We start from the raw sequence: 8,669 nt of genomic DNA, 5'->3' as shown, positions 1-8,669 counted from the left end.
CCGGGTTTGACGGCACTCGTGATGTCCACGCGCCATGGATGGCACCACACCACGCCGAGATCCTTGCCGTTGAGTTTGACCTTCGCTGTATCTTTCACCACACCGAGATCGAGATAGATCGTGGATCGTGGATTGCGGATTGTGGATGGGTCAGAGAGATCGAAGACTTTTCGATAGACTGCCGTGCCGCTGAAATGTTTGACAGCGGACTCGGGGCGTTGGGTCCAGTCTTCGAGTTTGTCGAAGGTCATCAGGCCCTTGGCTTGATCGCCGCTCAGGCCATCGGTCGGATAGAACCACTGTGGGTTGAATTGAACGGTCCATGGTCCTGTGAGTTCCTGCAACGGTTCCATTTTCTGGGAATTCGCCGAACGGACGACCCGGAGGTCCGTCCCTGCCAAAGGTTTTCTGAAGACGATGAATGTGGATCCATTGGGCTCTAACTCGAGCGGCACGGTAGTGCAGCCGTCTTTCGATTCGAAGGTCGGAAGATCGCGTCGCTGGCCGCTCACCGGATCCCATTGCTCGGGTTGTTTGCCGCTGACACGGAAGCTGCAAACTGCCTGTTCCGCACGGTTCATCCGATTGGCGATGAAATAGATCTCGGTGCCGTCGTCGCTGCGGTGAATCCAATCCAGAAAGGCACCTGCCTGGGCCCCGGTGTAAGTGAAGTCGGGCTTCACACCGTGAGCGCCGAGCACCTCGCGGACCGTCTTACCCCACACCACCCGGCCCTTGCCAAACATGTGTTCCGTAACCGTCTTGCCGTCGCAGTCGCCCCAGAGTTCATCCGCCAACTTTTTCACCTGCGCATCGCATGCCGGATAATCCTTCAGCCCCGGCGCCCTTACAGGTTTGGGTCCGATCAGAATCATGCCCGCGGACACCAGCTCCTTGAGCTTTGTGAGAACCTCGACGGGCATTGTCGTGTAGTTGGGCAGCACCAATACACGGTAACTCATGCCATCGGGCAAAACGATCCGGTCGTCTTTCACGGCGAGGCGCGTCATGATAATTTCCGAGTTGCAGACATCATAGTCATAGCCGGGCCCGACCGAGGGATCGATACACTTGGGTCCCACATAATTCGGACATTGATCGCCGTTGTAGAAAAGCACGTCACCTACAAACAATCCCTGCTGCAACAGATGACTGCAACGCGCGATGTAATCATTGAATCCGCGCGACTCGTTCCACCAGGTGATCTTGCGGTTGAAATGCGTGCCGGCAAAAAACTCGGTTCCCGGCAGTCCGTCTTCACTCCGGGTGGCAGAGGAGAAAATGAACAAATGATTGAAGCCCTCGCAGAACGCACGATCCGCTGTCGGTTTGAGCGAAGATGGTGAGTCCGCCCAGTGGATAAGACCTTTCAGTGAAGTAAAGGCTTCTGCAGCCGCGATGCGCTTTCCGTACAGGTGGGCCGCCGATGACGTCTGCTTGCCATTCTTGTTCTGGTTCGCCTCTGTCCACAATCCGTTCTGCCAGAACTCGCCCATGGGAATTGCGCAACGGCCCAGATTCTTGAGACAATCCATGGCCATGGCCTTCGGATAGCACACGCCGCCCGCCTCGCTTTGTTGGATAAGGCCCTTCGCCTCAGCGAGGGCGCTCAAACGGCCAAAGTAATTATCTGCCACAAGGTCGCCGACGGTCTTGCGATAGTCATAGAGAAAACGGTCGCTCACGTCAGCGCTTTGAACCATCTGCCCGGAGAGAACCGGCAAATAGGGACTCGGATCATAGCCGTGGAGTTTTTTGAAAAACGGGATCAAGCCCGCGGTCCAATTCGGGTGATTGATCTCCCAGCTGTCAATCTGCACGGAGCGGAAGACTTTTCCAGTCAATGGCCCGGCGTCCTCGGCAAGCAGTGCCGCTGTATTGGCGAATTGAAATTCCATGGCCGCCCGATCCAGCGGGTCGGATTCAAGCCCGATACCTGTGGGTGACGAAGCTTCTGTTGTTTTACCCGTGAGTGTGAATCCTGTGCGCAGAATTTTCCACGTGCCTGCGGGCACATCCCACTCCAGTTCTCCATCTGGAGTGCAACGGGCTGTCAAGTCGACGACTGCTGCCGGATCAATCGCTGTGCCGGGCGCTTCAGCCGGCAGCGGCTGCAGGACTGATTCGTTCAGGTCTCGCGTAGATGACTGCCCCCCGACCATATTGCTCAACGATTTCAGCGCCAATGCAGGCGCTATGACGATTGGGTTGGTGGACTGATTGGCAGAAACAGGAAACGCCTGAATCGCCGTATCGCGATAAAATTGTTTGTCTGATTTGGGAATCGGCAGCTTGGCTTTGAAATGTTGCGGACCTGTAACGGTCAGTTCGCTAGATACATGTTTTTTGCAGGCCTGCTCCGGTTGGATCCACGGACCGCCCGCATTCCAGCCACTGCAAAGCATGGTACTGACGCCGAGCCCCAGTCGCTCCGCCTCCTTCAGCGTGTGCTTCCAGAGGTCACGCCATTCCGCGCTCATGTAGTTGGGCCCCTTGCCCGGCACGCCGGGACCACTGAGGCTATACACCGTCACTCCTGCCATACCTTGCGCCTTCAGTGCCTCCAAGTCGGCCGTGATGCTTTTTTTATCAACCTTGTCGCCCAACCAGAACCACCAAGTCCACATCCGCGCGGAATCCGGCGGCGTGACGAATTCCTGTTCAAGTGGCATGGGAGCCGCCGTGCCAACGCCACCCAGGCAAAAGGCAAGAATCATCGATACGGCTGACTTCAGGATGGTGTGCATGGCTTGGTGGATTGGAATGGAAGCTCGTTCCTAAACAGGCTAGGCAGCGGACAGATCTTCGTCCATGTGTAAAAACCAAGAAATTGCGACATTATCAAATGGCTGTTTTATGATCGTTCATCCATTTATGGCAATTATTTAACCCATAAACCTGAACAAGGGCTTTGGGTCCGACGATCACTAAAGTCCAGTTTTTGCGACTTGCTTGAAACCATGGATGCAGGCATGCTCGCGCAAGCCGTTGTTCCGCCATGACCGGAAAAAATCAATTTCACTACCACCCCGTGGATGATCATGCGTCGGAATGGGGGTTCTACCTGACGACCACAGGGCGGATCCTCGAACCGATCACCACCCAACTGCCTTACGGGGCCCACCCGGACATGTACATGTTCGATGTGAGCCCCGTGCGGGCCGACGCGGTGCGGACGAGATCACCGCGGGAATGCGGCCGGATCCTGCCCGAGTTCACGGTGGCCTACATTACGGAAACCCACGCGGTCTTTGAGTCGGACGAGACCGGCGTGGTCGAGTTTTATGGGCCCACCCTGCTGTTCCTGTTTCCCGGTGTCTGGCATCGCTATCGACCGGTGGGATTCAACAAAAACTGGCTAACCGAACGCTGGGTCGGATTCAACGGCGAGCTCGCCTACCGGTTGACGAAACAACACGACATCACACCCGCAAGCGCTTGCCGTCCCGCCGCGAGGCCGGAGTTCCTGGCGACCGCCTTCGACCGGTTGATTGACCGGACCACCGCAAATCCCTCCGCGGATCCGGTGCTACTGTCCATGCATGCCATGGATCTGCTGGCGGACTGCATCGAGTCCGCGCGGGAAGGATCGCAAGAGAACAGCGGGCGCTCGATGCATGGTGAGGAGCATGGCGAAGACAACTTGGCGGCGCGGATGCTCGATCTGATCTGGACGGGCAGCCACCGTGGCATGAGCACGGAACAAATGTGCCAGTTGCTCGGTGCTAACCGGCGCACGGTCGAGCGGAAGTTCCGAGAAGCGAGGGGACACAGCCTGCTCACCGAGGTGAACCTTTGCCGGTGTCGGCGGGCGCGGCATTTGCTGGAAAAGACCGACCTGCCCATCAAAAACATCTGCTGGCTGGCGGGCTTCAGCAACATCGAGCAGATGCGCATGAACTTTCTCCAGTATCTGGAAACGACGCCGTCCCAATACCGGCAAGCGCATCGCTGATGAGTGGATTGTTGCGACCCCCGTGGCATTCGCGGTTCCTTTTATTTGTTAGTCTCATGGCTTCCCTGGTGCAGGCACGCTGCCGTCCTTGCTTCCAGTCTGCTGAAGAATCGCCGCCTTGAGCGCCTCGGCGGCGTCCAGTTCGGGCGTGCGCAGGGCTTTGCCGTCCTCCGTCTGAAGCTCGGCACGCAGCATCCGCTGGGCGGCCTCGGCATGGCCTTGCGTCATGAAGTAACTCTTGCGGCGGTTAAAGCACCATTCTGCGGTAAAGGGGACTTGGAACAACCAGTAGGCGTGGTAGCGATCCACGAGGAAGGCGCTGAAGGTCCACATCATCGGGTATTCCGTGTGGCTCTTGAGAATCTTGCAGCGGAATTTTTCAAAACCGGCGCGATCCCCCACATCGAGTGCTAACAGAGTGGCCGCGGCGAGCACCGGGCCCGGTGCCTCATCTCCCCCACCCTCGGTCACAAGACGCCGGAGAATGTCCTTCGGATCGGACGATGGAGATAGAAGTTCCCCGCGTGCGACGCAAAACCGTGCAATCCCATCACAGCCTTTTGGAAAGCCGGCGCTCAATGCGGCTTTTGCTTCGAGCACGGCCGCCTCGAGTTGCCGGACATCCGAATCGCATTTCCACAAGCCCATCAGGGCGATGATCAACCGGTTGCGCACGATCCAGAGATCCGGTGCGGATGCATGATTGGCCATGGGCTTGCGGCACCAATCGACCGCCTTGACATAGTGTCCCTGCTCTCGGCCAAGGGCAGTCGTTGATGCATGGGAAACCCCTCGGATACAGACTGGGCCGCGCTTTCCACCAAGGGAAGTTGGTAGCGCATCGGCGGAGCCACGAAACAAGACTGAATCGATCGCAGAAGTTCCTCCGGCACACAGGTGCTGTCGCGTTTGATCGGCTGCACCTCCCCACCCTTGGCCGCAGCCTTGAGTTCGGGTGGCCGCGCGGAATCCATTCCCGCTTCGGGATCGATCACCAGGAATTCGCCGATCACCAATGAGCTGAGCTGGGAAATGCAACTCGGGAATGTCCACTCCCGCGACAACGCGGAATGGAACATCCGGGTGAAATCGAACACGGCATTCGCGGGTGTTGCATTCGCGGGCGCAGTGCCGCTGGGCGTCTCCGGCATGGTTAGGGAGGTGACTCCCGTGGGGCTCATCGTGACAATCCGCTGCTCGGAACGCGCGTAGGCATCATAGACCGGGTTGTTCTTGCCGCCGGGCAGACGCAGCACCTTCCAATCGACACCCAGGCTGCGCACAAACAATTCCCCCGCATCGGGCAGGTCATCGAGATTGATGCTCACGATCTCGAGACGGCCGGCCAGGTCCTGCTTGTGTTTCAGCGCCGCCGCCGCGATCCCTTTGAGCAGGGCCTCCCCTTTTGCGTTCTTGGTCCAGAATAAGAGCATCGTCGTGCGACCGAGCGCCTCCATGGGAAAGCGGACGGTTTTGCCGTCCGAGCACTCGAAGGTTCCGACAAACGGCGCGCCAATGACCTGACCGCCCAGCTTGTCGCGCTGGAACCTGATCATTTCCAGATCGTTGGCGAAACGCTTGTCCATCGTTTCCTGAAGGTAGCTGACCACGCGGATCTCGCCCAGTTCAAGGGCCATGACCAGCGCCACGCGCAAGGCTTTCGTTTCCACCGACGTGTTCCGGTAGCGTTCGAAAAACGACCGCAGGGCTTGGGCGCGCACCGCGTTGCCGGCTCCCTGTTTGGCGAGCTCCGCCTGCGACAGTATCAGATCGGCCTCAAGTCGCAGCTCGGCGAATGCATCAGGTGCCTTGACCAGTTCACGGCAGATATCTAACAAATTAGTCCGATGTTTCGCATCCTTGTCCAGGGAGACGAGCCGCTGACGCGCGCGGAACAGGAATTCGAGCGCGGGAAAGCGGGTATTATTCTCCGGATGCGCTGTCGCAAACTCCTCTGCATCGCGGATCACCCGGCGCAAGGCAAGCCGCTGGCGCGCCACGGAAGACTCCTCATTGGTGGCTTCCAAGGCCTTTTCCAATCCCGCAATGGTCTCCTTGGCCGCAGGCGGAGCATCTTGCGCCAGGATGTTAGACGATGAAACCATGAACATGGACAGGCAGAACAGGGGACAGATTGCCCTTATGGCAAATGACAATCCGTGGTAAATCCACGCACACATTGCCAGAGGTTTTTTCCATTGGGTATTAGCGGTCATCGTGGTGGCAGCTGGCAGCCCTTTGCCAGGTTTTGTTAGGCGCTGGTCCCAAATCCAATACAAGCTTCCCGCCTTTTCTCACGTCCTGCCACAGGATCCACCATTGGTCCAGGGTCTTTCCGTTGAGCGTTGCGGATTGGATGTAGCGGTTTTCCGACGAGGCCTTGGGTGCCTCGATGACAAAAGTCGTGCCATCATAATGCTGTTTGGAAAGGTGCAGGGTGGTTTTCGGATACAAGGGGGCGCAGATTTCATAAGCCGGCTGAACACTGCAGCCACCGTCCATTTGAAAGAGCCCGATGGAAGACATCACAAACCACGAACTCATCTGGCCCTGGTCCTCGTCGCCCAGATAGGCGTCTTCGGGCTTGTATCCGTAGAAGGAGTCCAGGATGGCCCGCACCCATTTCCGGGTCAACCAAGGTTCACCCGCCCAGTTGAACAACCAGGAAACCTGCATCGTCGGCTGGTTCCCGTGATCCACCGCCGATGGAACCTTGCTATAGTCAGCGCCCATGGGGAAGGCGAAGCGCGTGGACTTGGATTTCTCAAAACCGTCGTTGAGTTGGCTGATGAAACGGTCGCGACCCATGAGTTCCACCAATCCCGGCACATCATGCGGCACGAACCAGGTGAACTGCCATGCATTGCCCTCGGTGAAGCCTTTCTGGGAATACGGATCAAACGGGGTCACCCAGTCGCCGTTGGCCTTGCGGGGTCTTGCATAACCGGTTTCCACGTCAAAGACGTTCCGCCAGTTGCGCGAGCGCTTCTCGAAGCGGGCTTGGATTTCTTTCTCGCCGATAGCACGGGCCAACTGGGCCACGCACCAGTCGTCATACGCATACTCGTTAGTGTTAGAGGCGTTGGCACGGTCCCATTCCAACTTGCCCCCCGGGCCAACCGGGCCATCGGCGGCCACGTAATTGAATTTCAGGTAATTTTCAAGATTCTCGTTGCCCGCGGCACCTCCGCCGGGAAGGTCGCGCCGCGGTAGGGTGGTCTGCATCTTGACGGACGCTTCCAGGATCTTGCGCGCATCCAACCCCTTGATGCCGTGCTGATAGGCGGCCACCATCAACGGTGCTAAGAATTTACTTTCTGCGGGAGACCCCTGAAAGAGCCATTGGGGCGGACCGGCCTGCCTGTCGTAGCCTTCCTGACCTCCATAGCCTCGGCGACGGAGGTGGCGTAGACTGGAGGGCGGGGAAATGGGGGTTGACCCCGCCGAAGCCGTCCGCACCGACCTCCACAACCGCCGCTACGTCTCCCGCGCCCTGGAAGTCTGCCTGCTGGCCGGCGCCCCCTGCTCGAGCCTGCGCGACGACTGGGAACAAGCCTCCGCCAACCGTGCCGCGAAACTCCGCGGGATCCTCATCCAACGCCCCCGGCCGGATCACGGTGCGGGCCAGATCGGAGATCTCGATGTTTTGAAGCGGGCCCGGCGCGTTGCCGAAGCGCCGCAAGGAGGGCACGTGATAGAGCCCCTCGTTACCCACCAGGATCTTGCCGTCCGCACTCATGTCGCGGATGGGAGGTGCAGCCTTTCACCAACTCGACCACGAGTTCCCGCGCTTCGATCCCGAAGTCCGCGACGGAAAAACTCCTCACCGGCCCGCGCACGAGCCCGCCAGGTGCCAACGCGTCGACCCGCCAGTAGCGTGCCTCGCCGCGCGCCATGGCCAGCGGGTTATCCAGCCAGTGGTGCCGGGCGACGAAGCTCGGGGTCCCCGCCGCCACCTGCGGCGATTGCAGGGCGGCGGCATCCGTGGCGAAGTGGATCCGGTAGTCGCGGGTGCCATCCACCGGCGTCCAGCGGAAGCGGGCCGGCGCGGGACCGTTCGAGCCATCCCGCGGATGCACGGGAAACAGGCTGGACGGATCCGCCGACGTGGGATCGATCACTCCGAACGCGGAAGGGCTCGCATAAAAGACGTGGCCCTCGGGACTCACAGCCATCGCTTGCGCGCTGCCGCTGTAAGGGAGCGGCATCAGCAAGCGGGTGCCGCTGCCATTGTAGATCCCCGCATCGCCTGCCACGACCTCGCCGTCCGGGCTGATGCCACGGACGTAGGCGGGAAAAGCGCGACCCGTGCCGAGGAAATCACCCGGCTCCCAAACCCGGTCCCCCAGCGCGGCCAGCCTGCCCCCGGACGCGAAGTTCAACGGTGAGTTTCTGGCGAATGGAGCGGGCACCAGCAAGGGACGCTCCGGGCTCGCCGAGGCCGTCAGGCTGCCATCGGCGCCGATCTCATAATCCAGCAGCAGTTCAAAGGGCCCCTCGGTTCCCGCGGGAACGCCCAAAAGCGAAGCGTGCAGGCGCGTGCCATCCGGGGACAGGCAGATCCGGCCGAAGGCCGTGCCCGCGGTCGGCGGCGCGTCGATCTGTTGGATCACCGTCCCGGCATTGAGGTCCACCGCGAGCAGCCTGCCTTCCACCGCGCCATTCAGGAAATACACCACCTTGCCATTGCCGGCGCAAAGGTTGGTGAAGACCC

The 8,669-nt window shown here is 59.6% G+C and carries 6 protein-coding genes; 1 reads left to right on the top strand and 5 read right to left on the bottom strand.

What is annotated here, in order from left to right:
• Positions 1–2,747 (bottom strand): glycosyl hydrolase (locus tag AC4DF4_RS16915; protein ID WP_490049286.1); only part of this gene is annotated, 2,747 nt, incomplete at its 3' end.
• Between the two features lie 284 nt (positions 2,748–3,031).
• On the opposite strand from AC4DF4_RS16915, the gene AC4DF4_RS16910 reads away from it, so the two are divergent.
• Positions 3,032–3,955, top strand: a complete 924-nt coding sequence (locus AC4DF4_RS16910; RefSeq protein WP_490049285.1) for a helix-turn-helix domain-containing protein — start codon at positions 3,032–3,034, stop codon at positions 3,953–3,955.
• A 54-nt stretch (positions 3,956–4,009) separates the two neighbouring features.
• Here AC4DF4_RS16910 and AC4DF4_RS16905 read toward each other — a convergent pair whose 3' ends face one another.
• The 4 genes from AC4DF4_RS16905 to AC4DF4_RS16890 form a co-directional block, all read right to left on the bottom strand.
• Positions 4,010–4,666, bottom strand: coding sequence for a hypothetical protein (locus AC4DF4_RS16905; RefSeq protein ID WP_490049284.1), 657 nt, complete (start codon positions 4,664–4,666; stop codon positions 4,010–4,012).
• Positions 4,615–6,171 carry a hypothetical protein gene (locus tag AC4DF4_RS16900; protein WP_490049283.1) on the bottom strand — a complete coding sequence of 519 codons (1,557 nt, stop codon included), beginning with the start codon at positions 6,169–6,171 and terminating at the stop codon, positions 4,615–4,617. Before AC4DF4_RS16900 ends, AC4DF4_RS16905 begins: the two co-directional genes overlap by 52 nt.
• The gene (locus AC4DF4_RS16895; RefSeq protein ID WP_490049282.1) at positions 6,161–7,249 is read right to left on the bottom strand and encodes a glycoside hydrolase family 92 protein; all 1,089 of its coding nucleotides are present in this window, start codon (positions 7,247–7,249) and stop codon (positions 6,161–6,163) included. The genes AC4DF4_RS16900 and AC4DF4_RS16895 overlap by 11 nt, the downstream gene beginning before the upstream one ends.
• Positions 7,250–7,662: 413 nt before the next feature.
• The coding region (locus AC4DF4_RS16890; RefSeq protein ID WP_490049281.1) for a hypothetical protein at positions 7,663–8,669 on the bottom strand (1,007 nt) is incomplete at its 5' end.

The organism is Luteolibacter sp. (assembly GCF_058122085.1).
The sequence above is the reverse complement of the archived record's forward strand: the minus strand, read 5'-3'. Positions and strand labels throughout refer to the sequence as shown.